The organism is Agromyces seonyuensis, assembly GCF_009789225.1.
In the GTDB taxonomy this organism is placed as follows: Bacteria; Actinomycetota; Actinomycetes; order Actinomycetales; family Microbacteriaceae; genus Agromyces; species Agromyces seonyuensis.
The window spans coordinates 37,534-62,591 of sequence record NZ_WSTA01000007.1 but is presented as its reverse complement, the minus strand read 5'-3'; the positions used below and the strand labels follow the sequence as shown (position 1 = coordinate 62,591).

Genomic DNA, 25,058 nt, shown 5'->3' with positions numbered 1-25,058 from the left:
CGCCCGGCGCCCCGGCGCTCACGGTGCGCCGAATCCGGCGGCCGCCAGCGCCTCCTGCCCGTCGGGTCCGAGCACGAAGGCGACCCACGCGGCGGCGAGGTCGGCGTCGGGCGCGTCGGCGAGGGCCGCGATCGGGTAGCGGTTCACGGCCTCGGCGGACTCGTCGAACGGCACGCCGAGCACGCTGCCGCCCGCTCCCTGCACGTCGGTCGCGTAGACGAGTCCGGCGTCGGCGTCGCCCGAGGCGACTTTCGCGAGCACGTCGGTGACGGACTGCTCCTCGCTGACGGGGGAGAGCGCGACGCCGGTCGCCGTCTCGACCTTCGCCGTCGCGGCGCCGCACGGCACCTGCTCCGCGCACACGACCACGCGCGCGCCGGGTGCGGCGAGATCGGCGAACGCCGCGATGCCCGCGGGGTTGTCCGGCGGCGTCGCGATCTCGAGCACGTTCGTCGCGAAGATCCGGGGGGCTTCCGTCTCGACGAGGCCGGCGTCGACGAGCTTGCCCATGTTCGCCTCGTCGGCCGAGGCGAAGACCCCGGCGATGGCGCCTTCCTGCAGCTGCGTGACGAGCCCGGAGGAGCCGCCGAACGAGAAGGCGATCTCGACGCCCGGGTTGGCGGCCTCGAACCGATCGCCGAGTTCCTCGAACACCGCCGTGAGCGACGCGGCGGCGTAGACCGTGAGGTCGCCCGTGAGCTCCGGGCCGGTCGTCGCCGTGCCGGTCGTGCCGTCCGCCGGGTCGTCGCCAGCCGAGGAGGCGCAGCCCGCGAGCGTCAGCGCCGCGGCGAGGACGGTCGCGCCGAGCGCGAAGCGGGAGCGGCGGGTTCGGGTCATCTGCGTCCTCCGGGGGTTTCGACGATGACGGTCGTCGCCTTGACGACCGCGGTGGCGACGGAACCGGGCTCGAGCGCGAGTTCGCGCGCGGCCTCGGCCGACATGAGCGACACGACGCGGAACGGACCGGCCTGCAGGTCGACCTGGGCCATGACCCCGTCGATCTGCACGCGGGTCACGAGCCCGGTGAAGCGATTGCGCGCCGAGGCGGTGCCGCCGTCGGCCGGGGCGTTGGCGCGCTCGACGGCGAGGGCCGCGAGCTCGGCGCCGTCGACCGCGAGCCGCCCGTGGGCGTCGTCGGCGGCCGAGAGCGCGCCCGAGTCGATCCAGCGTCGAACCGTGTCGTCGCTCACTCCGAGGAGGCCTGCCGCCTCCGAAACCCGTATCTGCGTCACGAACGAGACGATAGCGCCGTATCTGCGACGGTCGCCACCGACGGCGGGCCGGATGACACGGCGAACGGGTCGTTCGCGTCGGCGATGGATGCACCGTGGGACGGCCTCGCCGCCGGTCACGCGCCTAGGCTGGCGGCATGGCACCCACGGCTCTCGGCATCCCGCTCGTGCGCGGCGCGACCGCCCGCGCCGACGCCGCCGGGCGTCCCGATGCCGCGGGTCTCGTCGACCGGTTCGGCCGCATGGCGACCGACCTGCGCGTCTCGCTCACCGACCGCTGCAACCTGCGCTGCACCTACTGCATGCCCGCCGAGGGACTCCCGTCGATCGGCCGCGAACGCACGATGACGGCCGACGAGATCGAGCGGCTCGTGCGCATCGGCGTCGAGCGGCTCGGCGTGCGACAGGTGCGGTTCACGGGCGGCGAACCGCTGCTGCGCGCCGACCTCGTCGACATCGTCGCCCGCATCGCGGCGATCGAGCCGCGCCCCGAGATCTCCCTCACGACGAACGCCATCGGCCTGGATGCCCGTGCCGGCAAGCTCAAGGCGGCCGGCCTCGACCGGCTCAACGTCTCGCTCGACTCCCTCCGCCACGACACGTTCGAGGCCGTCACCCGCCGGCCGTTCCTCGACCGGGTGCTCGCCGGCATCGCCGCGGCCGACGAGGCGGGGTTCGCGCCGATCAAGCTCAACGCCGTGCTGCTGCCCGGCGTCAACGAGGACGAGTCGATCGAACTGCTCGACTGGGCCCTCGAGCACGGCTACGAACTGCGCTTCATCGAGCAGATGCCCCTCGACGCCGACCACTCGTGGAACCGGCGCACCATGGTGACGGCCGCCGAGCTCCGCGAGACGATCGGGCGGCGCCGCACGCTCGCCCCCGACGAGGCGCCGCGCGACGGCGCTCCCGCGGAACGCTTCGCCGTGCTCGACGGCGGGGGCCGTCGCCTCGGCACCCTCGGCATCATCGCGAGCGTCACCGAGCCGTTCTGCGCCGATTGCCGCCGCACCCGCCTGACGGCGGAGGGCGACGTGCGCTCGTGCCTCTTCTCGCATGAGGAGTACGGACTGCTGCAGCCCCTCCGCGACGGCGAGTCCGACGCGGAGCTCGCCGATCGCTGGCGCGCGGCGATGTGGGTCAAGCCCGCCGGGCACGAGCTCGGCCGGGCCGATTTCGTGCAGCCGGAGCGCACGATGAGCGCGATCGGAGGATGACGCGGATGGTGACGGTGCGGCTCTTCGCGGCGGCGCGCGCTGCCGTCGGGCACGGGATGCTCGAGGTGGCGCCGGAGTCCGACACGGTGTCGGGCGTCGTCGCGGCGCTCCAGCGCGTGCCCGATGCGGTGCCGGAGGTCGCTGACATCCTCGGCCGGTGCTCGTTCCTCGTCGACGGCCGCGCGACGCGCGATCCCGGCGCCGCGGTGCCCGCCGGGGCGAAGGTCGACGTGCTCCCGCCGTTCGCGGGCGGCTGAGCGCGCCCGCTGGTCGAGTAGCGAGCGCAGCGAGCGTATCGAGACCCCGCACGCGACTCACCGGGCGTCGATGCGCTTCGCTACTCGACCGGCGAGACGGTAAGCACGACGTTGCCGCGCTTGCGCCCCGTGTCGACGTATCGGTGCGCCTCGACGATCTCCTCGAGCGGATACGTGCGGTCGACGACGGGTCGCAGCCGTCCCGCGGTCGCTTCGGCGACGAGCCGCTCCATGAGGTCGGCGCTGCCGGGCGCGCCGTCGCGGTCGACGCGGATGCCCGCGCGCCGCGCGTGCCAACCGCCCGCGAGCATCCCGCCGAGCCCGACGATGACGAGCAGCAGCGTGCCGCCGGTGCGGACCGTGTTCCGCAGCCGGGCGAGCGGCACGTTCCCGACGCAGTCGACGACGACGTCGAAGCGCTCGCCGGACGCCGTGAAGTCCTCGCTCGTGTAGTCGATGACCCGGCCGGCGCCGAGCGAGCGCACGAGGTCGGCGTTCCGCCCGCTCGTGACGGCGACGACCTCGGCCCCGCGGGCCGCGGCGAGCTGCACGAGGGCCGTGCCGACCGCCCCGGAGGCGCCGTTCACGAGCACCGAGGTTCCGGGGCCGAGTTCGACGACGTCGAGGTAGCGCAGGGCCGTGTGCCCGCCGAACACGATCGCGGCGGCCTCCTCGAAGGAGAGCTCCGCGGGCTTCCGGGCGAGCTGGCCGTCCTCGGCGACGACGGCGTACTCGGCGTGGCAGCCGAACGCGGCGCCGCGCATCAGCACGACCTCGTCACCGGGTTGCCACCGCGTCACCGCTGAGCCGATCGCCTCGACGACGCCCGCGCCCTCCATCCCGAGGATGCGGTGCTTGGGCCGGCGGAACCCGATGGCCGGCCCGACGAGCAGCCCGAGCCCGCGCGGGACGCTGCGGCTGCGGAGCCGGTGGTCGGCGATGCTGACCGTCGAGGCCCGCAGCCGCACGAGAAGCTCGTGCGCTCCCGGCTCCGGCCGCGGCGCTTCGCCGATGCGGACGACCTCCGGCGGCCCGAAGCGGTCGGCCAGCGCGGCCCGCATGGTCGGACGGGCGGCACCGGGGGCGGCCACGCGGGCGGCACCGGTCGTGGCGGAGGGTTGCGGTTCGGTGTGCAAGATGCGCTCCCTTACGACGTAAGACTTACGCCGTAAGGCAAGCACGGCCGCCGCGGTCCGTCCAGTGCTTCGGGACGATCCGTACGGCGTAAGGTGAGCCCATGGCGGAGACCGATCGCGCGACGCGCTCGCGGCTGACGCGCGGCGGCATCCTGCGCGCCGCGATCGCCCTCGCGGACGAGCGCGGCCTCGACGGCCTCACCATGCGCGCGCTCGCCGACGGGCTCGGGGTCGAGGCCATGTCGATCTACCACCACCTGCCGAACAAGGACGCGATCCTCGACGGCGCGATCGAGGAGGTGTTCGCCGAGATCGCGGCCGAGACGCTCGCGAGCGCGCCCGCCGTGCCGAACGGCGCCGCGGTGACTCCGGCCCCGGCCTGGGACGCGGCCGTCGGCGCCCGAATCCTCGCCGCGCGCCGCGTGCTGCTGCGGCATCCCTGGGTGCCGTGGGTGCTCAACGCGCGCGGCGCACCCGGGCCGAACGCCGCCCGGCACGTCGACGGCATCGTCGCCGCGATGCACGACGGCGGCCTCGCGTACGACCTGATCCACCACGCGCTGCACGCGCTCGGCAGCCGCGTCTACGGCTACGTGCAGGAGCTCAGCGACGACGGCGGCGAGCTGCCCGCCGGTGCGCTCGAGCAGCTCGCGATGGTCGCGCCGAACCTCGCGGCGATGCTCGCCGAGGTGGTCCACGACGACCCCGACTCGACCCTGGGCTGGTGCGACGACCAGACCGAGTTCGAGTTCGGCCTCGACCTGCTCCTCGACGGCCTCGTCCGCCGCGCGGCCGATCCGTCGCTTCCGCCGGTCGAGTAGGCGCGCAGCGCCGTATCGAGACCCCCGCAGCCGTGCCGCTGGTCGAGTAGGCGCGCAGCGCCGTATCGAGACCCGCGCCTCCGGCCTCGATGCGCGCCGCTACTCGACCGACGGCACGGCAGGCAGCACCTCGAGCTCCGCCCACGACTTGAACTGGCCGCTGTAGACGAGCACCCGGCCGAGCAGCACCTCGCCGCCCGTGATGAGCGAGATCGCCTCGCCCGCCATCGCCGAGCCGATGAGGCCGCACACGGCGGGGGAGACGCCCTCGGTCGCGCACACGCCGAACGTGTCGAAGGGGTTGCCGGTGTCGGGATGCAGGTCGCGGAGCACGCGCGCCGCGCCGTCCGGCGCCTCCGACCAGAACACCGTCACCTGTCCGTCGAGGGCGAGCACCGAGCCCCAGACGAGCGGCTTGCCGGCCGCCTCGCACGCGTCGGCGACGAGATAGCGGGTGAAGAGCGTGTCGCTGCCGTCGACGACGAGGTCGTACCCGGTGGCGAGCTCGGCCGCGTTCCGCACCGTCATCCGGTAGTCGTGCTCTTCGACGACGACGCCCGGATTCAGGGCGCGCACCGACTCGGCCGCCGAAGCGACCTTCGAGCGGCCGAGATCGGCCGTCGAATGGATGACCTGGCGCTGCAGATTCGAGACCTCGACGGCGTCCACGTCGACGATGCCGATCGTGCCGACCCCGGCGGCGGCGAGGTAGAGCAGCACGGGCGAGCCGAGTCCGCCGGCCCCGACGACGAGCACGCGGGCGGCCCCGAGGCGGCGCTGGCCGAGTTCCCCGACGGCCGGCAGGGCGAGCTGCCGGGCGTAGCGCGCGCGGTCCTCGGGCGCCAGTTCCGGGCCGGGTTCCACGAGGGGATCGATTCGCATGGCTCGATTTTCCCGTACGCCGCGCGTCGGGCATCCTTATCGGGAGTTTACGGGCCGGAAACACCCGGCCATGTTGGTGAAATCAACATCTCGTAGATTCGCCCCCGACACAGCACCCCAACCCTGGACGGGTCGCGCTCGCGCGCGATCCTCGGCGATGAAGCCGCGGCCACAGCACCGCGGCTTCTGCAATTCCCCCGAGGATCCCCATCGCCCGCAGCACGGCACGCTCTCCGACGACTGGAGACTCACGAACATGGCACAACTGTCCCGCTTCCGGCGCATCGGCGTCGCCGCCGCCGCTGCGGCCGCGATCCTCGCGCTCTCGGCCTGCGCCTCCGGCGACGCGGACTCCGCATCGAGCGACGGCGAGTCGGCCTCCTACGGCGACATCAGCGTCCAGTACTCCTGGATCAAGAACGAGGAGTTCGCGGGCGAGTACTATGCCTACGACAAGGGCTACTACGACGAGGCCGGCTTCGGCACCGTCACCGGCATCGCCGGTCCCGACACCGGTGTGGCCAAGCTCCTGAGCGGCACCGTGCAGGTCGCCCTCTCCGACGCCGCCTCGGTCGGCGCCGCGGTCGCCACCGAGGACGCGCCGCTCAAGATCGTCGCGACCACGTTCCAGAAGAACCCGTTCACGATCCTCTCCCTGAAGGACGGCGCGAACATCGCGACGCCCGAGGACCTCAAGGGCAAGAAGATCGGCGTCCAGGACTCGAACGCCTCCGTGTTCGCGGCCCTTCTCGCCGCCAACGGCATCGACGAGTCCGAGCTCGAGATCGTCCCGGTCGACTTCGACCCGACGCCCCTCATGAACGGCGAGGTCGACGGCTTCATGGCCTACCTCACCAACGAGTCCCTCACGGTGGAGCTCGCGGGCTACGACGTCACCAACCTCCCCTACGCCGACAACGGCCTGCCCTACGTCGCCGAGTCCTACGCGGTCACCGACCAGTACCTCGCCGAGAACCGCGACCTCATCAAGGCCTTCCTAATCGCCGAGATCAAGGGCTGGACCGACGTGTTCCAGCAGCCGATCGAAGACACGGTCGACCTCGTCGTCAAGCACTACAACGAGTCGGCCGCGGCCGGCGACCTCACCTTCGGCGACCTCGACCCGGTCAAGACGCAGAAGGGCCTCGAGGCGCAGAACCTGCTCATCTCGACCGAGGAGACCGAGGCCAACGGCCTCTTCACCATCTCGGACGAGCTCCAGGAGTCGACCCTCGCCTCCCTCGCCAACTCCGGTTGGGAGCTCACGGCCGACCAGCTCTTCGACACGTCGATCATCGACGAGATCTACGAGGAGAACCCCGAGCTCAAGGCCTACCTGCCCTAAGGCGTCATGAGCGACGAACTCACGATGGATGCCGGTGCCCGCGAGGGCACCGGCATCCGGATCACCGGTCTTTCCAAGTCGTTCGCCCTGCGCGGCGGCTCGACGTTGCAGGCGCTGTCCGACACCGACCTGCACACCGACAAGGGCACGTTCCTCTCCCTGCTCGGTCCCTCCGGCTGCGGCAAGTCGACGATCCTGCGCATCCTCGCCGACCTCGAGCAGCCCACCGCGGGCGAGGTCAGCGTCGACGGCCACACGCCCCACGAACTGCGCAAGCAGGGCGAGCTCGGCATCGCCTTCCAGGACCACGCGCTGCTCCCGTGGCGCAGCGTCCGCAAGAACATCCAGCTGCCCTTCGAGGTCGCCGGCAAGAGCGTCGACAAGGCCTACGTCGAGGAACTCATCGACCTCGTCGGCCTCCGCGGCTTCGAGAACGCCAAGCCCTCCCAGCTCTCCGGCGGCATGCGCCAGCGCGTCTCCATCGCGCGAGCGCTCGTGCTGAAGCCCTCCGTGCTGCTGCTCGACGAGCCGTTCGGCGCCCTCGACGACATGACGCGCCAGAACCTCAACCTCGAGCTCCAGCGCATCTGGACCGAGAAGCCAGCCACGACGCTGCTCGTCACGCACGGCATCAGCGAGGCGATCTTCCTCTCCGACCGCGTCGCCGTGATGTCGCCGCGTCCCGGTCGCATCAAGGAGATCATCGAGGTCGACCTGCCGCGGCCTCGTCTGCCCGAGATGCAGCGCACGCCCGAGTTCCACGCCCTCGTCGACCGCGCCTCCGAGCTGCTCTTCGGCGACGGCGAGCACTCGCCCGCGGCCGACGTCGCGGCCGAGGTGTCCGCCGACGGCGGCATCGGCGCGGCGGCGGCCCACGTCTCGGAGGACTGAGATGGGCGCGCGCAAGGGGATGCCGGGCTGGCTCGCCGGCCTCATCGGCGGCGTCGTGCTCATCGCCGTGTGGTGGCTGTTCTCGATCCTGGCGTTCCAGGAGCAGGCGGGCACGTCCTTCAACCCGGTGCCCTCGCCGGCGGCCGTCTTCGATTGGCTGTTCGTGCAGGGCAACATCGCGGGGGCGTGGTCCGTCTTCCAGCCCACGATCACCGCCGCACTCATCGGGTTCGCATGGGGCAACGCGCTCGCGCTGCTGCTCTCGGCGTTCGTGCTGGTGTTCCCCCGCAGCGAGACGGTCGTCACCCAGGTCGCCGTCGTCACCTACTGCCTCCCGGTGGTCGCGGTCGGCGGCATCTCGATCGTCATCCTCGGCGGCGCCAAAGTGCCGGGCGACCCGAGCGAGACGGCGATCTTCCTCGCCGCGCTGTCGGTGTTCTTCACGACCGTCGTCGGCGCCGTGGGCGGATTCAAGTCCGCCGACAAGGCGAGCCTCGACGTCGTGCGGGTCTACGGCGGCAACCGCTGGACCCAGCTGGTCAAGGTGCGCCTCATCGCCGCGCTGCCGTCCATCCTCAACGCGCTCCAGATCGCCGTGCCCACGGCGTTCCTCGGCGCCGTGCTCGGCGAGTACATGGGCGGCATCGACCGCGGCGTCGGCCCGACGCTCATCCGCCTGCAGGGCCAGCTCGACTCGGCCGGCGTGTGGTCGGTGTTCCTGCTCACGGCCGTCGTCGCCCTCGTCGGGTACGGCATCGTCGGCCTCATCGCCAAGCTCGTGACCCCCTGGGTCTCGGGAAGGAGGACCGCATGAGCGTCCTGACCGCGCCCTCGCGGGCCGTCCGCTCGCGCGACGACACCCGGCGCGCCCTCCGCGCCGACCGGTCGCGCGCGGTCCTGCGCACGCTCGGCTCGGCGTCCCTCAACGCGCTCATCACTTTCGTCGTGGTGATCGCGCTCTGGCAGGCCGTCGTGAGCTTCACGGGCATCTCGCCGTACGTGGCCAAGGGACCCGTCGACGTCTTCCAGTTCCTCTTCGTGACGGAACCGGGCGCCGCCGCCGACGACACCGCGGCCGCGCATCGCGCCATGATGCAGCCGCTCATCGCCCAGACGCTCTCGGACGCCGCGATCGGCTTCGTCGTCGGCATGGTCATCGCGATCCTGCTCGGCGTCGCGTTCAGCCTGTCGAAGACGATCGAGGCGGGCGTCATGCCCCTCGCGCTGCTGCTGCGCACGATCCCGCTCGTGTCGATCGCGCCCGTCATCATCCTGATCACGGGGCGCGGCACGCCCGCGTCGGTCGCGGTCATCGGCACCATCGTCGTGCTCTTCCCGGCGCTCGCGAACGTGCTGTTCGGCCTCAGTCGCGCGAACCCCGAGAGCCTCGACCTCGTGAAGGTGTACGGCGGCAACCGCTTCGTCGCGCTCCTGAAGGTCAGCATCCCGGGCGCGCTGCCGTCGCTCTTCGCCGCGGCGCGCGTCTCCGTGCCGGGCGCGGTCACGGGCGCGCTGCTCGCCGAGTGGCTCTCGACCGGTCAGGGCATCGGCGGCATGATCCAGAAGTTCAGCGCGTCGGCGAAGTTCGACGAGCTCTGGGCCTCCGTCGCCGTCATCACCCTCCTGACGCTGCTGCTCTACAACCTCGTGCAGATCATCGAGGACCTGGTGCTCGCCCGCATGGGCATGGTGCCGACGAAGCAGGGCTGAGACGCGACATGACGAGCACGAGCCTCCCGGACGGCGAGGTCGCCCCGGTCCCCGTCGTCGTGGACGACGAACTCGCGGGTCGGCGCTTCGGCGCCCACCTGCGCACGCTGCGGCGGCTGCGCGGGCTCACGCTCGTGCAGCTCGCCGCGGCCACGGGACTCTCGCACCCGTTCCTCAGCCAGCTCGAGCGCGGGCTCGCGCAGCCGTCCATGTCGACGCTGCGCCGCCTCGCGGTGGCCCTCGGCACGAGCCCCATCGAGCTCGTCGCCGCGGGCGAGGCGGATCCCGCCGACGGCGGCGCCCGCATCGACCTCGTGCCGGCCGCTCCAGCGGACGGCGCCATCGCCGACTTCGCCGAGGGCGAGGGCCGGATGCTCGCGCACGGCGACCGCCCCTTCCGGCCGATCGAGTACCGCGGGGAGAACGCCGAGCCCGGCGAGGTCTTCCGGCACGCGGAGGACGAGTTCCTGCACGTGCTCGAGGGCGTGCTCGTCCTCGAGCTCGACGGCGAGGTCCGCGAGCTCGGCGTCGGCGACTCCGCCTACTTCGCCGGCGGCGTCGACCACCGCTGGTGGAGCGAGCGCGGGCCGTACCGGCTGCTCATCGTGAAGCAGCGCCCGTCGCTGCCGGCGCCCGTCGCCCGATAGCACCGTCTTCGCGAAGCGCGCCGCGCCGGGTATCCGCGCCGTGGAGAACGGGCCGAGAAGCCGCGCTCAGCGGCGCTTCGGCGAGTTCTTCTTGCGGCTCGAGCCGCCCTGGCCGCGGTTCGCGCTCTTGGCGGCACGTTCGGCGTCGGCCTGCGCCGTCGTGGCGGCGGCCGCCTCCTTGCGCCGGCGCACGGTGCTCGTGATGAGCAGGGCGATGAGCAGCGCGAAGGCGAGCGGCAGCCCGAACCACGGCAGCATGATGACGACCGGCCAGACCCCCGTCATCGCCCAGCCGTCGACCTCGGCGTTCACCGACGAGCCGATGATGACCGCCACGAACGCGAGGATCGACACGCCGATCGTCGCCGCGACCATGTAGGCGAGGATGCGCTCGACGCGCGAGTCGGAGACGGGACGGGTTTCACTCACCCGCCAAGGATACGCCGACGGGCTCGGGCGCCGGACGCCCCGGTAGAATGGGTATTCCTGACCCGCGCGCTCCGGCGCGACGATCGTGAACGAGGTACGCCGCAACATGCCCACTGGCAAGGTCAAGTTCTTCAACGAGGACCGGGGATTCGGGTTCATCTCGGGCGACGACGGCGCCCAGGTGTTCCTGCACGCCTCGGCCGTCCCGGCCGGTGTCACGGTCAAGCCCGGAATGAAGCTCGAGTACGGCGTCGCCGACGGCCGCAAAGGCCCCGAGGCGCTCTCCGTGCGCGTCCTCGAAGACGGCCCGAGCGTCGTGAAGCTGCGCCGCAAGGACGCGAACGACATGGCCGTCGTCGTCGGCGACCTCATCACGATGCTCGACGCGCTCTCCGGCGACCTGCGTCACGGCCGTTACCCGGCGAACGACAAGTCCCGCCGCATCGCGGCGATGCTGCGCAAAGTCGCGGACGACTTCGATGTCTGACGAGACGGCGGCGCCGGCCGAGCGCGGCGCCGATGAGGCCGAGGCGGCCGAGGCCGGGGCGCTCGCGGCCGAGACGGCCGACGTCGTCGACGAACCGCCCGTCGAGGCGGAGGCCGCCCCCGACGAGGTGCTGCTCACCGCGGTCGACGTGGCGCGCGAGGCGCTGCACGCGATCACGGCGCCCGAGAGCGTCGGCGAGCCCGTCGGCCACACCGTCGAGGGCGAGCACCTGCTCTCGCTCCACTTCGCGACGAACCTCGCGGGTTACCCCGGCTGGCACTGGACGGTCACGCTCGCGCGGCTGCCCGAGGGCGACCCCCAGGTGCTCGAGACCGAGCTCGTGCCCGGCGAGGGCGCGCTGCTCGCGCCCGCGTGGGTGCCGTGGGCCGAGCGCATGGCCGAGTACCGCGCGCAGCAGGAGGCCGCTGCGGCCGAGGCCGCCGCGCGCGGCGAGGAGCCGCCCGCCGACGAGTTCGCGGACCACGACGACTCGGACGACGACGACTCGGACGACGACGACTCGGACGACGAGGATGACTCGGACGACGAGGATGACTCGGACGACGAGGATGACTCGGACGACGAGGATGACTCGGACGACGAGGATGACTCGGACGACGAGGACGACCGGGACTGAGCCGGCTCAGCGCTCGCTGCGCAGCAGCAGCACCGCGAGCCCGACGAAGCCCAGCACCACGCCGACGATCGCGGCGGTGAGCCACCAGCCGAGCCCGTCGGCGTCGAGGGGACCGTAGGCGAAGCCGGCGACCGTCGCGGCGAGCATCCAGAGCAGCGTTCCGACGGCGACGGGCACGCGCACGTCGACCCGCGCCGGCTCCGGTGCGGGCCGGCGCGTCCCGTCGACGTCGAGGAAACCCATCAGGGCGGCAGGCTACCGGCGTTCGAGGACGTAGTCGAGCGACGCGATGAGCTTGCGCACGTCGTCGGGGTCGATCGCGGCGAAGGTCGCGATCCGCAGCTGGTTGCGGCCGAGCTTGCGGTAGGGCTCCGTGTCGACGATGCCGTTGGCCCGCAGGGTCTTCGCGACGGCGGCGGCGTCGACCGAGTCGTCGAAGTCGATCGTGACGACGACCTGCGACCGGTCGGCCGGGTCGGCGACGAAGGGGGTCGCGATCTCGCTGCGCTCGGCCCAGTCGTAGAGCAGCCCGCTCGACTCGGCGGTGCGCGCGGCGGCCCAGGCGAGTCCGCCATTGCCGTTCAGCCACTGCAGCTGCGACTCGAGCAGCAGGAGCGTCGTCAGCGCAGGCGTGTTGAGCGTCTGCTCGAGACGCGAGTTGTCGACGGCCTGCTTGAGGCTGAGGAAGTCGGGGATGTACCGACCGCTCGCCGCGATGGTCTCGATGCGCTCGATGGCCGCGGGGGAGAGGAGGGCGAACCAGATGCCGCCGTCCGAGGCGAAGTTCTTCTGCGGGGCGAAGTAGTAGGCGTCGAACTGGGTCGGGTCGACGAGCACGCCGCCGGCGGCGCTCGTGGCGTCGATGACGGTCAGCGCGCCGGCGTCGCCCGCGACCCGCGTGACCGGGGCCATGACGCCCGTCGAGGTCTCGTTCTGGGGCCAGCCGTAGAGGTCGACGCCCGCGACGGCCTCGGCGCTCGCGCGGGTGCCGGCGGGGGCCGTGCGCACGTCGGGGGCCTCGAGCCACGGCGCGCCGGCGGCCTTGGCGAACTTCGAACCGAACTCGCCGAAGCTCGCGAGCTGGGCGCGCTGCTCGATGAGGCCGAATGCGGCGGCATCCCAGAACGCGGTCGAGCCGCCGTTGCCGAGCACGACCTCGTAGCCGTCGGGGAGCGAGAAGAGCTCGCCGAGGCCGGCGCGGACGCGGCCGACGAGCTGCTTGACGGGCGCCTGCCGGTGCGACGTCCCGAGGATCGCGGCGTTCGCGACGAGGTGCTCGAGCTGCTCGCCCCGGACCTTGGACGGCCCGCAGCCGAATCGGCCGTCGGCGGGCAGGAATTCGCGCGGGATCTCGATCGTCGACATGCGCTCGATTCTACGACCGGCGCTCGAACGGGCGACGCCGCGTGACGCCGCCCCGCGGCGGGCGCGACACGCCCGGGCGCGCGTCGCGGCTTGCTAGGCTGGCAGGACGCTCGGACGGAGGAATTGCGTGACGGATCTGATCGACACGACGGAGATGTATCTCCGCACCATCCTCGACCTCGAGGAGGAGAACATCGTGCCGCTCCGTGCCCGCATCTCCGAGCGGCTGGGGCATTCCGGCCCGACCGTCTCGCAGACCGTCGCCCGCATGGAGCGCGACGGACTCGTCGTCGTCTCCGGCGACCGTCACCTCGAGCTCACGCCCTCGGGTCGGGCGAAGGCCGTGCACGTCATGCGCAAGCACCGGCTCGCCGAGCGGCTGCTCGCCGACGTCATCGGGCTCGAATGGGAGTACGTGCACGACGAGGCCTGCCGCTGGGAGCACGTGATGAGCGAGCAGGTCGAGCGTCGACTCATCGACATCCTGGGCGGGCCGACGGAGTCGCCGTACGGCAACCCGATCCCCGGCCTCGAAGAGCTCGGCGTCGAGCCGGCCGAACCGTTCCTCGACGGCGTCGAGAACCTCGTCGCCGCACTCGACGGCGAGACCGCCCCCGTGACGGCCGTGCTGCGCCGTCTCGCGGAGCCGGTGCAGTTCGACCCCGAGTTGCTCGCGCAGTTCAAGGAGGCTGGCATCCTGCCGGGGGCGACGGCGACGTTCACCGGGCGCGGCGCGTTCATCCACATCGCGGTCGAGGGTGCCGAGAGCGGACTCGAGGTGCCGGTCGAGGTCGCCTCGCACCTCTTTATCGCGCGCTGATCGCCGCGCCGGCGCCTGGCCCCGACACGGCTCGCTCCTGGCTCCCACGCTGAGCGGTGCATCGTTTCATCGCTTGACCGGGAGTTCCTGAGCGAACGTCCGCCGGGCGCGGCATCGGCGCTAGCTGGGAATCCCGTGCAAGCGGCACCCCTCGATTGAGGATTCCTCCGAGGGCGGGGCTATCGTCGTCGAGTTCGCGGAACAACCCGACGCGGAACGCGACCGAGGCGCCCCCTTGCCGTCCCTCGGTCAGAGGAACACCGATGCGCAGTGCGCGCGGAACGGCGAGGCGCACCGATCCGGTGTCGTCGCGGGGGCGACGGAGGTCCCCCCTTGCAGAACCCGATCACCCAGGATGAGCGCGCCCTCGAGTCGCTCGCCGTTCCCGCCCGGACGGGCCTGCCCGTCCCAGTCCGCAGCCAAGGCGACTTGGCCGCGGTCGTGCCGTCGCGCTCCGCGCGTCGCGCTCGAACCCGTGCCCGCGGTCGCGGTCGTCTCGCCGGTCTCGCCGTCGCCGCGGCCACCACCGGCATGCTCGCGACCGTCGCGGTGCCCGCCTACGCGGCCGGCCCCGTCGACCCCGCGATGCGCGGCATCGACCCCGCGGCCGCCGCGATGAGCGTCACGGCGCTCTCGCGCGAAGCCGCCCAGACGCTCGACGTCGAGGACACCGCCGCGATCGCCGCGGAGTCCGGCGAGGGCTACGCCGTCGTCGACGGCGACACGATCCGCGCCCAGGAGGCCGCCGCGGCCGCTGCTGCGGAGGCCGCCCGTCAGGCCGAACTCGCCCGTCAGGCCGAAGCCGCCCGCCAGGCAGAGGCCGCGGCCGCCGCGTCCGCAGCGGCGACGGCCGCGTCGTCGTCGTCCGCCGTCTACGCGGCCCCGTCGACGAGCTACAGCGTCAGCGCGGTGTACCAGACGGCGCTGCAGTACCAGGGCGTGCCGTATCTCTTCGGCGGTGCGACGCCCGCGGGCTTCGACTGCTCCGGCTTCGTCAGCTACGTCTTCGCCCAGTACGGCATCTCCATGCCGCACTCGGTGACCGGCATCGCGGCCATGGGCACGCCCATCTCGATTTCCGAAGCCCAGCCCGGCGACCTGATCGTGATGGACGGTCACATCGGCTTCTACGCCGGCAACGGCAACATCCTCCACGCGCCGTACGCCGGTGCGAGCGTGCGCGTGCAGGCGCTGTGGACGAGCGCCTATTCGGTCGTCCGCATCAACGGCTGAGGTGCGAACGGCGGACGAACCGGGCATGTCTCCCGGTCGTCCGCCGCGCGCCGCATCTTCCCCTCGGCGCCGTTCCGGCATAGCCTGAGACCGATTCCGAGTACCGGAGGGGCGAAATGGGGAAGGCGCAGGGCATCCGTTCCAAGGATGAGCGCGCGCAATTCCGCCATCGTCCGGCGCAACGCTTCGGCGTGCGCCACCCCCGACGTGCTGCAACGGGCACCGCCATTCCGGCGGTGCCCGTTCTGCGTTTCCGGGGACCGGAGTGCGCGGCGACGGATGCCCGGATCGGCATCGCGGCGCACGGGATCGATCGCCCGTTCCGCGGCTGGAAGCCATCCAGCACCGATCGAAAGGCACTGCATGCGCACCCTCGTGCTCAACGCCGGATATGAACCGCTCGCGGTCGTCTCGTACCGCCGCGCGCTCCTGCTCGTCCTCCACGGCAAGGCCGTGGTGCTGCAAGCGGCCGGACGGCCGGTCTGCTCGGCGAGCGGCCAGTGGGATCGGCCCTCGGTCATCCTGCTGACCCGCTACATCCGGCAGGTCCACTCACGCACGATCCCGGTCACGCGGCGCGGGGTCCTGCGCCGCGACGAGCACCGGTGCGCATACTGCGGGAAGTCGGCCTCGACGATCGACCACGTCCTGCCCCGCTCGCGCGGCGGCGCCGACTCGTGGGAGAACCTCGTCGCGTGCTGCCTCCGGTGCAACAACGTCAAGAGCGACCGCACCCCCGCCGAAGTCGGCTGGGAGCTGCGCACGACGCCTGGGGCGCCCAACGGGAGATCGTGGCTGATCGGCGGTTTCGAGCGTTCCCAGCCGGAGTGGGACGAGTACCTGGAGACGGCCGCCTGAGCGTCTACCGCGCGGGCCCGCTCGAAGCGGATCCGCGCGACGCCGTGACCTCGCCGTGACAAATCGGAATCACTGGCCTATCGTGGGTCGAGCCCGCGGGCGCCCCGGTGTGAACCGGAAGCCCCGAGTCGGTGAACCCGAGGAGTACGAGTGACGAGCCACGAGGCAGGTGTCGACGCGACGGAAGGTCGCGGCACGCACCGGCAGTCGGGAGGCCGGCAGGAGACCGCGCACCGACCCGCGAAACCCACCCGAGCCGAACGACGTGCTGCGGCGCGCGCGGCCCGCATCGAGGCCGCCGTCGCGGCCCGCCCCGATCTGAAGCGCAAGCGCGGCGCCCTGCGCGTGGTCGGCACGGCGCTCCTGGTGCCGGCGATGCTCGGCACGGTGGCATTGCCCGCCTACGCGTTCCTGCCCGGCCTCGGCGGCGACGAGCACTCCCAGCTCTTCGACCTGACCTCCGCCGGCGCCCAGGACGTGAGCGTCTCCGGCCTCGCGACCAATGCGCCGACCACGGCTGAGGACGGCTACTCGGTCGTCACGGCCGAGGACATCGAGCGCGCCCGCCGCGAAGAGGCGGCCGCCGAGGCAGCGCGTTGGCAGGCCGAAGTGGCGGCACGCGCCGGCACCGGCTCGTACGCGACGATCGGCGTGCAGGCCGAAGGCGACGACTACCCCTGGTGGAACACCGCCGCCGACTCGCAGCTCTCACCGCTCGGCTACTACACGCGCGAATGCGTCGACTTCGTGGCCTGGCGGCTCAACCGCGACCGCGGCACCACCGGTCCGTACTGGTTCACGAACAACATGTCGGGCACGGGCAGCGCGTACTCGTGGGCCGACGCCTGGGTCCGCAACGGCTGGCCGACCTCGAACGAACCCGTCGTCGGCGCGGTGGCCTGGTTCACGTACAACCACGTCGCCTACGTGCAGTCCATTCCGGGCGACGGCACGGTCGTGATCGAGGAATACAACCAGAACAGCGATCACTCGTACCACCGTCGGGTCATCCCGGCGAACTCGGTGCTCTACCTCTACCCGCCCGCCTGAGTCGGGTGAGCTGCGAACGGCCGGTCCTTCGGACCGGCCGTCGCTCGTTTCCGGGACGTCGCACGCGCGACGGCGGCTCAGTCGGTCAGGCGCAGTACGCAGGCCGGTGCCGGCGTCGAGACGGTCGACGCGACGTGCGTGGGCACACCGTCCTCGTCGAGCGCGACGATCGCGATCGAGTCGGAGGCCTGGTCCGCGACGAGGGCGAACCGCTCATCGGCGGTGAGTTCGAGGTCGCGGGGATGCCGGCCTCCGGTCGGCACCGCGCCGACGGGTTCGAGGGTGCGCTCCGCGCGATCGTACCGGAAGGCTCGCAGCGAATCGGTGGAACGGTCGCCGACGAGGACGATGCCGCCCGACGTCATCCGGATCGCCGAGAGGCCGAGCCCGTGCGGGTCGTCGCCGGCGCTCGCGAAGACGGCGCCGAGTTCGACGCCCGCATCCAGGTCGACGACGGCGACGGTGCGGTCGAGTTCGCACGCGACGATCGCGATGCGGCGCTCGGTTCCGGGGACGAGCACGAGATGGCGCGGGCCGGCGCCGCCGTGCAGGAGCACGGTGCGGCGGTGCTCGAGCGTGTCGAGGGCGTGCACGTGCACGGCGTCGCCGCCGAGATCGACGACGAGGAGCTCGCCGGCAGCGGCGTCGACGACGATCTGGTGGGCGTGGGACGCCTCCTGCCGCGCGAGAACGGGACCGGTGCCCTCATAGGTCACGACGGGGTCGGCGATGCCGGGGCCGGTCGAGGTCAGCGGATGCACGGTGAGCGAGCCGCTCGAGTAGTTGGCGACGTACGCGGCCGCCGGGTCGCCGCCGACCGCGACGTGGCACGGGTCGGCGCCCGCACCCACCGGATGCCCGTCGGGCGAGAGGGCGTCGCCCTCGATGCGCCAGGCGCTCACGAGGCCCTCGGACAACTCGTGGACGACGACGAGTTCGTCGATGCCGGGCACGCTCGCGAGGAACTGCGGGTTCGGGCCGACGTCGACGGGGGCGCCGAGCCGAGCGGTGCCGTCGGCGTCGACGTCGAGGGGGCGGATGCCCGCGGCCGGGCTGCCGAGCATCCCCGTCGTCGATGCGCCGATCCAGAACCTCGTGCCCGCCATGCTCCGCCTTCCGTCCGCGTCGTCGCGTGCTCAGCGCCGAACCTCCGCAAGGCTACTCGCCGCCGGGTTCGACATCGGCCGGGTCGTCGGGGATGATCGGTGCATGACCCGACGACGTGTCTGCATTCCGAGCCGCCCCCGAGCGGCATCCGCCATCGACCCGATCGCGTCGAGGCGACGCTCCTCGGCGGCCCGCGGCGGTCGGCGGTGAGCGGGAAGCAGCGCGTCCTCGTGCTCGTCGGTCCGGCCGACGCGGTCGGCGCGAAGGACTGCGTCGAGCGCGGCGAGAACATCACGGGGATGCTCGTCGCCCAGGGCTACGAGGTCGAGTGGTGCGCGTCCGCAGCGCCGTACGCCGACGAATCGCGGCTCGCACGGGCCGATCTCGTCGTGGATGCCACGGGCACGGGCATCCGCGCCGCCGACCTCGTCGATCCGCGTGCGCGGCATGCGGTGCTCGCCGGACTCGCCTGGGCGTCGGCCCCGGTGCTGCCCGGAACGCCGGTCGCGCCCCGCTAGAATCGACCGGTCAGCCTCTGTAGCTCAATGGAAGAGCAGTTCCGTCCTAAGGAAAGGGTTGGGGGTTCGAGTCCCTCCAGGGGCACCGAGTCGGGCGATCGCCGCGGTCAGCGGCCCTGCCGCTTCTTGTAGGGCTTCGGCTGGCCCTTGACCACGGGCGTGCGCCCCTTGCCTTTCGACGCCTTGGCCTTGCCGCCCGCCGGCACGACGGGCTTGGGCGGGGGCGGGGGCGCCGCGGCGATCTCGGCCCGAGCGGTGTCGAGGAAGAGTGTTCCCGCCGGGGTGAGCTGCGTCTTGGCGCGGTCGCGTGCGAAGAGCGGCTGCCCGACCTCCCGTTCGAGCTTCTCGATCGAGGAGTAGAGGGAGGCGAGGGGGATGCCGAGCGATTCGGCCGCCTTCGGGAAGTGCCCTCGCTCGGCGACGGTGACGAACCGGATGAGCAGATTGGTGTCCATGATCGCCTTTCATCGGCCCGCGGCGGTCGGCACGAGGAGCGTGCGTCGAGCATCCCGGCCCCCTCCACGATAGGCGCTCCGCTCGGGCTGGAGCGGCCCTGGGCGCCGGGCTCGCCTTCGGCAGGCTGAGGTTTTCTCCGGAGGGGCTGGCCCGCGTCGCATCCGCGGCGTTACCCTCGGCTTCGTGCCGACGGCGTTCGAACCGTCCGCCGCCGCGACCGAGGGGGACTGATGGAGCAGATCGATCCGGCCATCGCGCCGTCGGGCACCGGCTGCGTGGAGTGCGACGCCGACGGCGGCTGGTGGCTGCACCTGCGCCGTTGCACGGCGTGCGGGCACATCGGCTGCTGCGACTCGTCGCCCCGCAAGCACGCGCGGGCGCACTCGGCCGAGACCGGGCATCGGGTCATCCGCACGTTCGAGCCCGGCGAGGACTGGTTCTGGGACTACGTCGCCGAGGACTACGTCGACGGAGCGCCGCTCGCGCCGCCCGAGCACCGCCCCGATGAGGAGACCGTCCCGGGGCCTTCGGGCCGGGTGCCGGATGACTGGAAGGACATCCTGCGGGCGCTCAAGGCCGCCGGCTGAGCCGATCGTCGACGCTCGGGTCAGCGCAGCGCGCGGAGGCGCGCACGCTCGTCGGGCGGGTAGTGCTCGATCGCCGCGCGGAGCGCCTCCCGGGGCATCCCGGCGGCGCGCTCGTCCAGGAACGCCGTGAGCCGGTCGCGGTCGACGTCGCCCGCGGCCCGCAGCACCCATCCGACGGCCTTGGCCACGTAGGGAGCCTCGTCCTGCGCGAGGCGCCCGGCGATCGCATACGCATCCTCGAGCTCGCCGCGCTTCAGGAACGCGAAGCACGCGACGAGCGCGGTGCGCCGTTCCGGCCAGAACGCGGATGCCGCGAGCCGATGCATCGGAGCGCGGTCGCGTTCGAGCAGCCGGCCGCCGACGACCTGCTGCGCGGCGAGGTCGACGAGGTCCCACTGGTCGATGCGGTCGTGGCGGCGAAGGTAGAGGTCGTAGAGCGCGGCGCGGCGTTCGTCGCCGGTGCGGCGGGCCGCCGCCGACTTGCCCATGATGCTGCAGGCGAGTGCGCGCACCTCGTGCGTCGGCACCTCGAGCAGGGTCTCGAGCTCCGTCTCGGGCAGGTCGAGCGCCGTCTTCCCGAGCTCGAACACCGCCCCCATCCGCACGCCGATGAACGGCGCCTCCGGGTCCGGTGGGAAGTAGCGCCGATACTTCTCGCGCTCGGCGTCGCTCGCCATCGACTCGAGCTCGGCGACGAGCCCCGCCGCGTCCGTCATCGCATCCCCCTCGCTCGCCGCCAGCGTAGGCGTCGGGCGGCTCGCCCGCCTCCGTCGCGGCGGTGTAGGTTGACCGCACCCGACCCGCCCGGCCGGACCCGATCGCCCGGACCGCCGCGGCGACCGCCGGCGATCGGGGACCGAGAGCGAGGTGCCGGATGGCCTGGCGGATGCCCGCGGAGACCGATCCGCACGAACGCACCTGGATGGCGTTCCCCCGCGAGGGATACACCCTCGGTGCGAACGACGCCGAGCGCGAGGAGGGCTACGCGGCGTGGGCGGCGACGGCCCGGGCCGTCGCCGAGTTCGAACCGGTGACGATGGTCGTCGACCCGAGCGAGCGGGTCCGCGCGCGGCGGATGCTCGGCGGCACGGACGCGATCGAGCTGGTCGAGGCGCCCCTCGACGAGTTCTGGATGCGCGACTTCGGCCCGACGTTCGTCCTCGACGACGAGCGGCCGGGCGTCCTCGGCGCCGTCACCTGGACGTTCAACGGATGGGGCGCCCCGGACTGGGCGGACTGGGAGCTCTCGGCGCGAATCGGCGCGTTCGTCGCGGAGCGCGTCGGCGCCGAACGCGTGGACTCCGATCTCGTGAACGAGGGCGGCGGCATCCACGTCGACGGCGCGGGCACCGTGCTGCTCACCGAGACCGTGCAACTCGATCCCCGCCGCAACCCCGGCGCGACGAAGGCCGGCGTCGAGGCCGAGCTCGCCCGCACGATCGGGGCGACGCGGGCGATCTGGCTGCCGCGCGGGCTCGAGCGCGACTACGACGAGTTCGGCACGAACGGCCACGTCGACATCGTCGCGACGATGCCGGCGCCCGGCCGCCTCCTGCTGCACGAGCAGGCCGACCCGTCGCACCCCGACCATGCCGTCACCGAGGCGCTCCGCGACCTCCTCGCGGACGAGCGCGACGCCGCGGGCCGGCCCTTCGAGGTCACGGCGCTGCCCGCGCCCGCGACGCTCGCCGACGAGCACGGCCCGCTCGACTGGAGCTACGTCAACCACCTCGTCGTCAACGGCGGCGTCGTGGCGTGCGGCTTCGGCGACGAGGTCGCGGATGCCCGTGCCCGCGGCATCCTCGAAGCGGCCTACCCCGGGCGCCGTGTCGTGAGCGTCGACGCCCGGCCGATCTTCGCGCGCGGCGGCGGCGTGCACTGCATCACCCAGCAGCAGCCCGCAGTCCCCGCGGCCGGGACCGGCGGCGGCACCCGATGATCGACGTCGTCGAGGCATCCATCGCCCGGTTGCGTGCCGCCCTCGAGGCGGGCGAGGCGACGAGCGTCGAGCTCGTCACCGCCTACCTCGACCGGATCGACGCGTACGACGTCCCGGGCACGGCCACCGCCCTGAACGCCGTCGTCGTGCGCAACCCCGGCGCGCTCGCCGAAGCGGCGGCCTCCGACGCGCGCCGTGCCGCAGGCGCGGTGCGCGGGCCGCTCGACGGCATCCCGTACACCGCGAAGGACAGCTACCTGGTGCGCGCGCTCACCGCCGCGGCCGGCAGTCCCGCGTTCGCCGACCTCGTCGCGCAGCGCGACGCCTTCACGATCGAGCGGCTGCGGGCCGGCGGCGCGATCTGCCTCGGGCTCACGAACATGCCGCCCATGGCCAACGGCGGCATGCAGCGCGGCCTCTTCGGCCGTGCGGAGAGCCCGTACTCGGCAGACTGGCTCCCGGCGCCGTTCGCGTCCGGTTCGTCCAACGGCTCGGGCGTCGCGACCGCGGCGAGCTTCTCGGCCTTCGGGCTCGGCGAGGAGACGTGGTCGAGCGGCCGCGGCCCGGCGTCCAACAACGGGCTCTGCGCGTATACGCCCTCGCGCGGCGTCATCTCGGTGCGCGGCAACTGGCCGCTCGTGCCGACGATGGACGTCGTCGTGCCCCACACCCGCACGATGGCGGACCTGCTCGAGGTGCTCGACGTCGTCGTGGCCGACGACCGGGAGACCCGCGGGGACTTCTGGCGCGCGCAGCCGTGGGTGCCGATCCCGCCCGCGTCGTCGGTGCGCCCCGCGGACTACCGGGCGCTCGCGGCGGCGACCGACGACGACGCCCGGGCCGCGGTCGCCGGGCTCCGCATCGGCGTGCCCGCGATGTACGTGAACGCCGACGAGGATGCCGGGACGGCCGAGCATCCCGGCATCGGCGGCCCCACGGGGCGGCGCATCGAGACGCGGGCGTCGGTGCTCGAACGCTGGGCGGCAGCGCGTGCCGTGCTGGAGGGCGCCGGCGCCGAGGTCGTCGTCGTGGACTTCCCGCTCGTCTCGAACTACGAGGGCGACCGGCCGGGCGCCCCGACGATCGCCACGCGCGGGCTCGTGTCGCCCGAGTACCTCCGGCGCGAGATCCTCGACCTCTCCGCGTGGGCGTGGGACGACTTCCTGGCGGCGAACGGCGACCCGGCGTTCCCGGGCCTGGCCGCGGTGGACGGCGCACGCATCTTCCCGCATCCGCTCGGCGCCCTGCCCGACCGTTATACGGGCTTCGACGACGACATCGCCGAATACCCGGCGCACGTGCGCGCGCATCCGATCGCCGGCTTCGCCGACATCCCGGAACTGGCCGACGGCGTCCGCGGGCTCGAGCGCACCCGCCGGCTCGACCTCGAGGACTGGATGGACGAGGTCCGGCTCGACGCGCTCGCGTTCCCCGCGGTCGCCGACGTCGGCCGGGCCGATATGGACGTCGACGCGGCCGCGGCCGACGCAGGCTGGCGCAACGGCGTGTGGGTGGCCAACGGCAACCTCGCGATCCGCCACCTCGGCGTGCCGACCGTCACCGTCCCCATGGGGCGCTTGGCCGACATCGGGATGCCCGTGGGACTGACGCTCGCGGGCCGCGCCTACGACGACGCTCGCCTGCTCGGGCTCGCGAGCGCGTTCGAGCGCCTCGCGCCGTGGCGCGACGAGCCGCCGCGGACGCCCCGGCTCGACTGAGCCGTCGTGCTCCGCCCGGTTCGGGCGGATGCCCGCCCGCCCCTACCCTGGAACCCGTGCCCGAACCCCGATGGAGGCCTTCGCAATGGATCGACTGACGCCCGGAATCCTCGCGCTCGTCCTCGGCGGGGTGCTGGCGGCGGCCGTGCTGGTGCCGGCGGTGGTGCTCGAGATCCGGCGCCGCGGCACCATCGGCCCCGCACGGCTCGTCGGCTGGAGTTCACTCCTCGTCTACGGCATCGCCCTGCTCGCGTACACGCTCCTGCCGCTGCCGGCTCCCGGCGAACTGGTATGCGCGCCGGCGAACCTGCACTCGTTCCAGTTCCTCGAGAGCATCGGTGCCGACCGGATCGCCGGCTCGTCGCTCATCGGCAGCGCGGCACTGCAGCAGTACGCGCTCAACGTGCTGCTGTTCGTGCCGCTCGGGTTCCTGCTGCGCGCGCACTTCGGTCAGGGACTCGTCTTCACGATGTTCACGGGCCTCGCGGTCTCGATGGCCGTCGAGGCGACGCAGGCGACCGGCGTGTGGTGGGTCTACGACTGCGCCTACCGGGTCTTCGACGTCGACGACCTCGCCGCGAACGGGCTCGGCGTGCTGCTCGGGTCGCTGCTCGCCTGGATGCTGCTGCCGTACCGCCGCTCGACGGCGCCCGACCCGGCGGCGCCGCGCCCGGTGACGGCGGGCCGGCGGTTCCTCGGCATGGCCCTCGACTGGGTCATCGTCGGCGGGCTCGGGGCGGTGCTGGACCTCGCCGCGATGCTCGCGGTCCGGCTCATCCGGCCCGAGGCGACAGGAGCGGGCTGGTGGCTCGGCGATGCGATCGTGCTCGTCGCCGCGGCGATCTGGACGATCCGACGAGGATCGACCCCCGGTGAGACGGCCCTGCTCCTCGTCGGCACGGGCGGTCGCGGCCGCCGCCGGCTCAGCCGCCTCGTGCGCTTCGCCGCGGGCGTCGGCGGCTTCCAGCTGCTGCTGGTCGTCGACGCCGACTGGGCCGCCGTGCTCGTCGGACTGGTGAGCGTCGGCGCCGTGTTCGCGACCCGGGACCGGCGCGGGCTCGCCGCGCTCGTCGCGGGGATGGGCGTCGCCGACGCGCGCACGGCCCCGGTCGCGACCGCAGCGCCGGAGCGCGTGCACGCGACGGTCTGAGCGCCCGGTCCGAGCGCCCGGTCCGGGCGCCCGTGTTCCGCGTCCGGGTTCAGCGCGCGAACAGCTCGGCGACGATCACGACGAGCATCGCCGCCGCGACCCAGAGGTCGGTCCACATGGCGAGCGTCTCGCGCCCGCTGCGTTCCGCCCGACCGAGGTGCCCGATGCCCGCGGCGGCCAGGAACACGACGCCGGCGCCCGCCCCGGGGACGATCCAGCCGGGCACGAATGCGGACACCGCGGCGACGAGCCCGATGCCGAGGTTCGCGAATCCGAGCTCGCGCACGAGGACGTCGGCCGTCGACTCGTGGACGCGCAGCAGTTGCAGCGTCCGTGCCGGATCGAGGACCTGCGTGAACCCGGCCAGGAGCAGCCGGGTGCCGATTCCCCAGAACAGCAGCCACTTCCCGAAGATCGGGAGCAGGTCGCCGTTGCCGCCCAGCCATTCGATCGCGGTGCAGCCGACCGGCAGCAAGAGCGTCTGCGCGAGCACGACGAATGCGTACATGGCCGTATTCGACCACGTCCGGGGAATCCCCGTCGGCGGCTCGCTGGCGCATTCCCGA

The 25,058-nt window shown here is 72.8% G+C and carries 31 protein-coding genes and 1 tRNA gene; 21 read left to right on the top strand and 11 right to left on the bottom strand.

What is annotated here, in order from left to right; translation table 11 throughout:
• Positions 1 to 18: 18 nt before the first annotated feature.
• Positions 19 to 837, bottom strand: a complete 819-nt coding sequence (gene modA, locus GB864_RS02990; RefSeq protein ID WP_160422866.1) for a molybdate ABC transporter substrate-binding protein — start codon at positions 835 to 837, stop codon at positions 19 to 21.
• Entirely contained in the window at positions 834 to 1,232 is a 399-nt protein-coding gene (locus GB864_RS02985) for a TOBE domain-containing protein (RefSeq protein WP_160422865.1), read from the bottom strand. Before GB864_RS02985 ends, modA begins: the two co-directional genes overlap by 4 nt.
• Before the next feature lie 137 nt (positions 1,233 to 1,369).
• On the opposite strand from GB864_RS02985, the gene moaA reads away from it, so the two are divergent.
• Together moaA and GB864_RS02975 are read left to right on the top strand one after the other, a co-directional pair.
• Entirely contained in the window at positions 1,370 to 2,449 is a 1,080-nt protein-coding gene (moaA, locus tag GB864_RS02980; protein WP_160422864.1) for a GTP 3',8-cyclase MoaA, read from the top strand.
• Between the two features lie 5 nt (positions 2,450 to 2,454).
• Positions 2,455 to 2,706 (top strand): MoaD/ThiS family protein, encoded by a 252-nt coding sequence (locus tag GB864_RS02975; protein WP_202106942.1) that lies wholly within the window; start codon positions 2,455 to 2,457, stop codon positions 2,704 to 2,706.
• Positions 2,707 to 2,786: 80 nt separating this feature from the next.
• Here the strand turns inward: GB864_RS02975 and GB864_RS02970 are convergent, their stop codons facing one another.
• On the bottom strand, positions 2,787 to 3,842 hold the full coding sequence (locus GB864_RS02970) for an NAD(P)-dependent alcohol dehydrogenase (RefSeq protein ID WP_202106941.1): 1,056 nt from the start codon (positions 3,840 to 3,842) through the stop codon (positions 2,787 to 2,789).
• A 101-nt stretch (positions 3,843 to 3,943) separates the two neighbouring features.
• Here GB864_RS02970 and GB864_RS02965 point away from each other — a divergent pair, with 101 nt between their 5' ends.
• Positions 3,944 to 4,663 carry a TetR/AcrR family transcriptional regulator gene (locus GB864_RS02965; protein WP_160422862.1) on the top strand — a complete coding sequence of 240 codons (720 nt, stop codon included), beginning with the start codon at positions 3,944 to 3,946 and terminating at the stop codon, positions 4,661 to 4,663.
• 99 nt (positions 4,664 to 4,762) lie between these two features.
• Here GB864_RS02965 and GB864_RS02960 read toward each other — a convergent pair whose 3' ends face one another.
• Positions 4,763 to 5,545 carry a HesA/MoeB/ThiF family protein gene (locus GB864_RS02960; RefSeq protein ID WP_160422861.1) on the bottom strand — a complete coding sequence of 261 codons (783 nt, stop codon included), beginning with the start codon at positions 5,543 to 5,545 and terminating at the stop codon, positions 4,763 to 4,765.
• A 256-nt stretch (positions 5,546 to 5,801) separates the two neighbouring features.
• Here GB864_RS02960 and GB864_RS02955 point away from each other — a divergent pair, with 256 nt between their 5' ends.
• Genes GB864_RS02955 through GB864_RS02935 form a run of 5 tightly spaced genes read left to right on the top strand, consistent with a single transcriptional unit; the run spans position 5,802 to position 10,138 of the window.
• Positions 5,802 to 6,890 carry an ABC transporter substrate-binding protein gene (locus GB864_RS02955; RefSeq protein ID WP_160422860.1) on the top strand — a complete coding sequence of 363 codons (1,089 nt, stop codon included), beginning with the start codon at positions 5,802 to 5,804 and terminating at the stop codon, positions 6,888 to 6,890.
• A gap of 24 nt (positions 6,891 to 6,914) precedes the next feature.
• Positions 6,915 to 7,781, top strand: coding sequence for an ABC transporter ATP-binding protein (locus tag GB864_RS02950; protein ID WP_160422877.1), 867 nt, complete (start codon positions 6,915 to 6,917; stop codon positions 7,779 to 7,781).
• Between the two features lies 1 nt (position 7,782).
• On the top strand, positions 7,783 to 8,595 hold the full coding sequence (locus GB864_RS02945; RefSeq protein ID WP_160422859.1) for an ABC transporter permease: 813 nt from the start codon (positions 7,783 to 7,785) through the stop codon (positions 8,593 to 8,595).
• The gene (locus GB864_RS02940) at positions 8,592 to 9,491 is read left to right on the top strand and encodes an ABC transporter permease (protein WP_160422858.1); all 900 of its coding nucleotides are present in this window, start codon (positions 8,592 to 8,594) and stop codon (positions 9,489 to 9,491) included. Before GB864_RS02945 ends, GB864_RS02940 begins: the two co-directional genes overlap by 4 nt.
• An 8-nt stretch (positions 9,492 to 9,499) precedes the next feature.
• Positions 9,500 to 10,138, top strand: a complete 639-nt coding sequence (locus GB864_RS02935) for a helix-turn-helix domain-containing protein (RefSeq protein WP_160422857.1) — start codon at positions 9,500 to 9,502, stop codon at positions 10,136 to 10,138.
• Positions 10,139 to 10,204: 66 nt separating this feature from the next.
• On the opposite strand, the gene GB864_RS18105 is transcribed toward GB864_RS02935, so the two are convergent.
• The gene (locus tag GB864_RS18105; RefSeq protein WP_202106940.1) at positions 10,205 to 10,567 is read right to left on the bottom strand and encodes a hypothetical protein; all 363 of its coding nucleotides are present in this window, start codon (positions 10,565 to 10,567) and stop codon (positions 10,205 to 10,207) included.
• 106 nt (positions 10,568 to 10,673) lie between these two features.
• On the opposite strand from GB864_RS18105, the gene GB864_RS02925 reads away from it, so the two are divergent.
• Both GB864_RS02925 and GB864_RS02920 read left to right on the top strand, forming a co-directional pair.
• Positions 10,674 to 11,054, top strand: a complete 381-nt coding sequence (locus tag GB864_RS02925) for a cold-shock protein (RefSeq protein ID WP_160422856.1) — start codon at positions 10,674 to 10,676, stop codon at positions 11,052 to 11,054.
• Positions 11,047 to 11,691 (top strand): DUF3027 domain-containing protein, encoded by a 645-nt coding sequence (locus GB864_RS02920; RefSeq protein WP_160422855.1) that lies wholly within the window; start codon positions 11,047 to 11,049, stop codon positions 11,689 to 11,691. The genes GB864_RS02925 and GB864_RS02920 overlap by 8 nt, the downstream gene beginning before the upstream one ends.
• 6 nt (positions 11,692 to 11,697) lie before the next feature.
• Here the strand turns inward: GB864_RS02920 and GB864_RS02915 are convergent, their stop codons facing one another.
• Both GB864_RS02915 and serC read right to left on the bottom strand, forming a co-directional pair.
• Complete coding sequence (locus GB864_RS02915; protein WP_160422854.1) at positions 11,698 to 11,934, bottom strand: DUF2530 domain-containing protein; 237 nt, start codon at positions 11,932 to 11,934, stop codon at positions 11,698 to 11,700.
• Positions 11,935 to 11,946: 12 nt separating this feature from the next.
• Positions 11,947 to 13,056, bottom strand: coding sequence for a phosphoserine transaminase (gene serC / locus GB864_RS02910; protein WP_160422853.1), 1,110 nt, complete (start codon positions 13,054 to 13,056; stop codon positions 11,947 to 11,949).
• 127 nt (positions 13,057 to 13,183) lie between these two features.
• On the opposite strand from serC, the gene GB864_RS02905 reads away from it, so the two are divergent.
• The 5 genes from GB864_RS02905 (at position 13,184) to GB864_RS02885 (ending at position 17,017) form a co-directional block, all read left to right on the top strand.
• Entirely contained in the window at positions 13,184 to 13,876 is a 693-nt protein-coding gene (locus GB864_RS02905; protein WP_160422852.1) for an iron-dependent transcriptional repressor DtxR, read from the top strand.
• Between the two features lie 333 nt (positions 13,877 to 14,209).
• Positions 14,210 to 15,109, top strand: a complete 900-nt coding sequence (locus GB864_RS02900; protein ID WP_160422851.1) for a C40 family peptidase — start codon at positions 14,210 to 14,212, stop codon at positions 15,107 to 15,109.
• Positions 15,110 to 15,225: 116 nt separating this feature from the next.
• The gene (locus GB864_RS02895) at positions 15,226 to 15,504 is read left to right on the top strand and encodes a hypothetical protein (RefSeq protein WP_160422850.1); all 279 of its coding nucleotides are present in this window, start codon (positions 15,226 to 15,228) and stop codon (positions 15,502 to 15,504) included.
• Positions 15,473 to 15,967 (top strand): HNH endonuclease, encoded by a 495-nt coding sequence (locus GB864_RS02890; RefSeq protein WP_160422849.1) that lies wholly within the window; start codon positions 15,473 to 15,475, stop codon positions 15,965 to 15,967. Before GB864_RS02895 ends, GB864_RS02890 begins: the two co-directional genes overlap by 32 nt.
• Before the next feature lie 150 nt (positions 15,968 to 16,117).
• Entirely contained in the window at positions 16,118 to 17,017 is a 900-nt protein-coding gene (locus GB864_RS02885; RefSeq protein WP_160422848.1) for a CHAP domain-containing protein, read from the top strand.
• Positions 17,018 to 17,094: 77 nt separating this feature from the next.
• Here GB864_RS02885 and GB864_RS02880 read toward each other — a convergent pair whose 3' ends face one another.
• On the bottom strand, positions 17,095 to 18,123 hold the full coding sequence (locus GB864_RS02880; protein ID WP_160422847.1) for a lactonase family protein: 1,029 nt from the start codon (positions 18,121 to 18,123) through the stop codon (positions 17,095 to 17,097).
• A gap of 207 nt (positions 18,124 to 18,330) precedes the next feature.
• Between GB864_RS02880 and GB864_RS02875 the strand changes: the two genes are divergently transcribed.
• Positions 18,331 to 18,642, top strand: a complete 312-nt coding sequence (locus tag GB864_RS02875; protein ID WP_160422846.1) for a ThuA domain-containing protein — start codon at positions 18,331 to 18,333, stop codon at positions 18,640 to 18,642.
• Between the two features lie 13 nt (positions 18,643 to 18,655).
• Positions 18,656 to 18,727 (top strand) — tRNA-Arg (locus GB864_RS02870).
• Positions 18,728 to 18,749: 22 nt separating this feature from the next.
• Here GB864_RS02870 and GB864_RS02865 read toward each other — a convergent pair.
• On the bottom strand, positions 18,750 to 19,097 hold the full coding sequence (locus tag GB864_RS02865; protein WP_160422845.1) for a LysR family transcriptional regulator: 348 nt from the start codon (positions 19,095 to 19,097) through the stop codon (positions 18,750 to 18,752).
• A 231-nt stretch (positions 19,098 to 19,328) separates the two neighbouring features.
• On the opposite strand from GB864_RS02865, the gene GB864_RS02860 reads away from it, so the two are divergent.
• Complete coding sequence (locus GB864_RS02860; RefSeq protein ID WP_160422844.1) at positions 19,329 to 19,685, top strand: UBP-type zinc finger domain-containing protein; 357 nt, start codon at positions 19,329 to 19,331, stop codon at positions 19,683 to 19,685.
• A gap of 20 nt (positions 19,686 to 19,705) precedes the next feature.
• Here GB864_RS02860 and GB864_RS02855 read toward each other — a convergent pair whose 3' ends face one another.
• Entirely contained in the window at positions 19,706 to 20,401 is a 696-nt protein-coding gene (locus GB864_RS02855; protein ID WP_160422843.1) for a DNA alkylation repair protein, read from the bottom strand.
• Between the two features lie 158 nt (positions 20,402 to 20,559).
• Here GB864_RS02855 and GB864_RS02850 point away from each other — a divergent pair, with 158 nt between their 5' ends.
• From GB864_RS02850 to GB864_RS02840, 3 genes are all read left to right on the top strand, one after another.
• Positions 20,560 to 21,624: an agmatine deiminase family protein gene (locus GB864_RS02850; RefSeq protein WP_160422842.1), complete on the top strand. Its 1,065-nt coding sequence runs from the start codon at positions 20,560 to 20,562 to the stop codon at positions 21,622 to 21,624.
• The gene (locus GB864_RS02845) at positions 21,621 to 23,342 is read left to right on the top strand and encodes an amidase (protein ID WP_160422841.1); all 1,722 of its coding nucleotides are present in this window, start codon (positions 21,621 to 21,623) and stop codon (positions 23,340 to 23,342) included. Before GB864_RS02850 ends, GB864_RS02845 begins: the two co-directional genes overlap by 4 nt.
• 85 nt (positions 23,343 to 23,427) lie before the next feature.
• Positions 23,428 to 24,492 (top strand): VanZ family protein, encoded by a 1,065-nt coding sequence (locus GB864_RS02840; protein WP_160422840.1) that lies wholly within the window; start codon positions 23,428 to 23,430, stop codon positions 24,490 to 24,492.
• 49 nt (positions 24,493 to 24,541) lie between these two features.
• On the opposite strand, the gene GB864_RS02835 is transcribed toward GB864_RS02840, so the two are convergent.
• Positions 24,542 to 25,000: a hypothetical protein gene (locus tag GB864_RS02835; protein WP_160422839.1), complete on the bottom strand. Its 459-nt coding sequence runs from the start codon at positions 24,998 to 25,000 to the stop codon at positions 24,542 to 24,544.
• Between the last annotated feature and the right edge of the window lie 58 nt (positions 25,001 to 25,058).

What these genes read in the sequence shown, in the direction of transcription:
- modA (WP_160422866.1), bottom strand. Translation starts at nt 837, where the DNA reads ATGACCCGAACCCGCCGCTCCCGCTTCGCGCTCGGCGCGACCGTCCTC.
- moaA (WP_160422864.1), top strand. Translation starts at nt 1,370, where the DNA reads ATGGCACCCACGGCTCTCGGCATCCCGCTCGTGCGCGGCGCGACCGCC.
- GB864_RS02975 (WP_202106942.1), top strand. Translation starts at nt 2,455, where the DNA reads ATGGTGACGGTGCGGCTCTTCGCGGCGGCGCGCGCTGCCGTCGGGCAC.
- GB864_RS02965 (WP_160422862.1), top strand. Translation starts at nt 3,944, where the DNA reads ATGGCGGAGACCGATCGCGCGACGCGCTCGCGGCTGACGCGCGGCGGC.
- GB864_RS02960 (WP_160422861.1), bottom strand. Translation starts at nt 5,545, where the DNA reads ATGCGAATCGATCCCCTCGTGGAACCCGGCCCGGAACTGGCGCCCGAG.
- GB864_RS02955 (WP_160422860.1), top strand. Translation starts at nt 5,802, where the DNA reads ATGGCACAACTGTCCCGCTTCCGGCGCATCGGCGTCGCCGCCGCCGCT.
- GB864_RS02950 (WP_160422877.1), top strand. Translation starts at nt 6,915, where the DNA reads ATGGATGCCGGTGCCCGCGAGGGCACCGGCATCCGGATCACCGGTCTT.
- GB864_RS02945 (WP_160422859.1), top strand. Translation starts at nt 7,783, where the DNA reads ATGGGCGCGCGCAAGGGGATGCCGGGCTGGCTCGCCGGCCTCATCGGC.
- GB864_RS02940 (WP_160422858.1), top strand. Translation starts at nt 8,592, where the DNA reads ATGAGCGTCCTGACCGCGCCCTCGCGGGCCGTCCGCTCGCGCGACGAC.
- GB864_RS02935 (WP_160422857.1), top strand. Translation starts at nt 9,500, where the DNA reads ATGACGAGCACGAGCCTCCCGGACGGCGAGGTCGCCCCGGTCCCCGTC.
- GB864_RS02925 (WP_160422856.1), top strand. Translation starts at nt 10,674, where the DNA reads ATGCCCACTGGCAAGGTCAAGTTCTTCAACGAGGACCGGGGATTCGGG.
- GB864_RS02920 (WP_160422855.1), top strand. Translation starts at nt 11,047, where the DNA reads ATGTCTGACGAGACGGCGGCGCCGGCCGAGCGCGGCGCCGATGAGGCC.
- GB864_RS02915 (WP_160422854.1), bottom strand. Translation starts at nt 11,934, where the DNA reads ATGGGTTTCCTCGACGTCGACGGGACGCGCCGGCCCGCACCGGAGCCG.
- serC (WP_160422853.1), bottom strand. Translation starts at nt 13,056, where the DNA reads ATGTCGACGATCGAGATCCCGCGCGAATTCCTGCCCGCCGACGGCCGA.
- GB864_RS02895 (WP_160422850.1), top strand. Translation starts at nt 15,226, where the DNA reads ATGGGGAAGGCGCAGGGCATCCGTTCCAAGGATGAGCGCGCGCAATTC.
- GB864_RS02890 (WP_160422849.1), top strand. Translation starts at nt 15,473, where the DNA reads ATGCGCACCCTCGTGCTCAACGCCGGATATGAACCGCTCGCGGTCGTC.
- GB864_RS02880 (WP_160422847.1), bottom strand. Translation starts at nt 18,123, where the DNA reads ATGGCGGGCACGAGGTTCTGGATCGGCGCATCGACGACGGGGATGCTC.
- GB864_RS02865 (WP_160422845.1), bottom strand. Translation starts at nt 19,097, where the DNA reads ATGGACACCAATCTGCTCATCCGGTTCGTCACCGTCGCCGAGCGAGGG.
- GB864_RS02860 (WP_160422844.1), top strand. Translation starts at nt 19,329, where the DNA reads ATGGAGCAGATCGATCCGGCCATCGCGCCGTCGGGCACCGGCTGCGTG.
- GB864_RS02855 (WP_160422843.1), bottom strand. Translation starts at nt 20,401, where the DNA reads ATGACGGACGCGGCGGGGCTCGTCGCCGAGCTCGAGTCGATGGCGAGC.
- GB864_RS02850 (WP_160422842.1), top strand. Translation starts at nt 20,560, where the DNA reads ATGGCCTGGCGGATGCCCGCGGAGACCGATCCGCACGAACGCACCTGG.
- GB864_RS02845 (WP_160422841.1), top strand. Translation starts at nt 21,621, where the DNA reads ATGATCGACGTCGTCGAGGCATCCATCGCCCGGTTGCGTGCCGCCCTC.
- GB864_RS02840 (WP_160422840.1), top strand. Translation starts at nt 23,428, where the DNA reads ATGGATCGACTGACGCCCGGAATCCTCGCGCTCGTCCTCGGCGGGGTG.
- GB864_RS02835 (WP_160422839.1), bottom strand. Translation starts at nt 25,000, where the DNA reads ATGTACGCATTCGTCGTGCTCGCGCAGACGCTCTTGCTGCCGGTCGGC.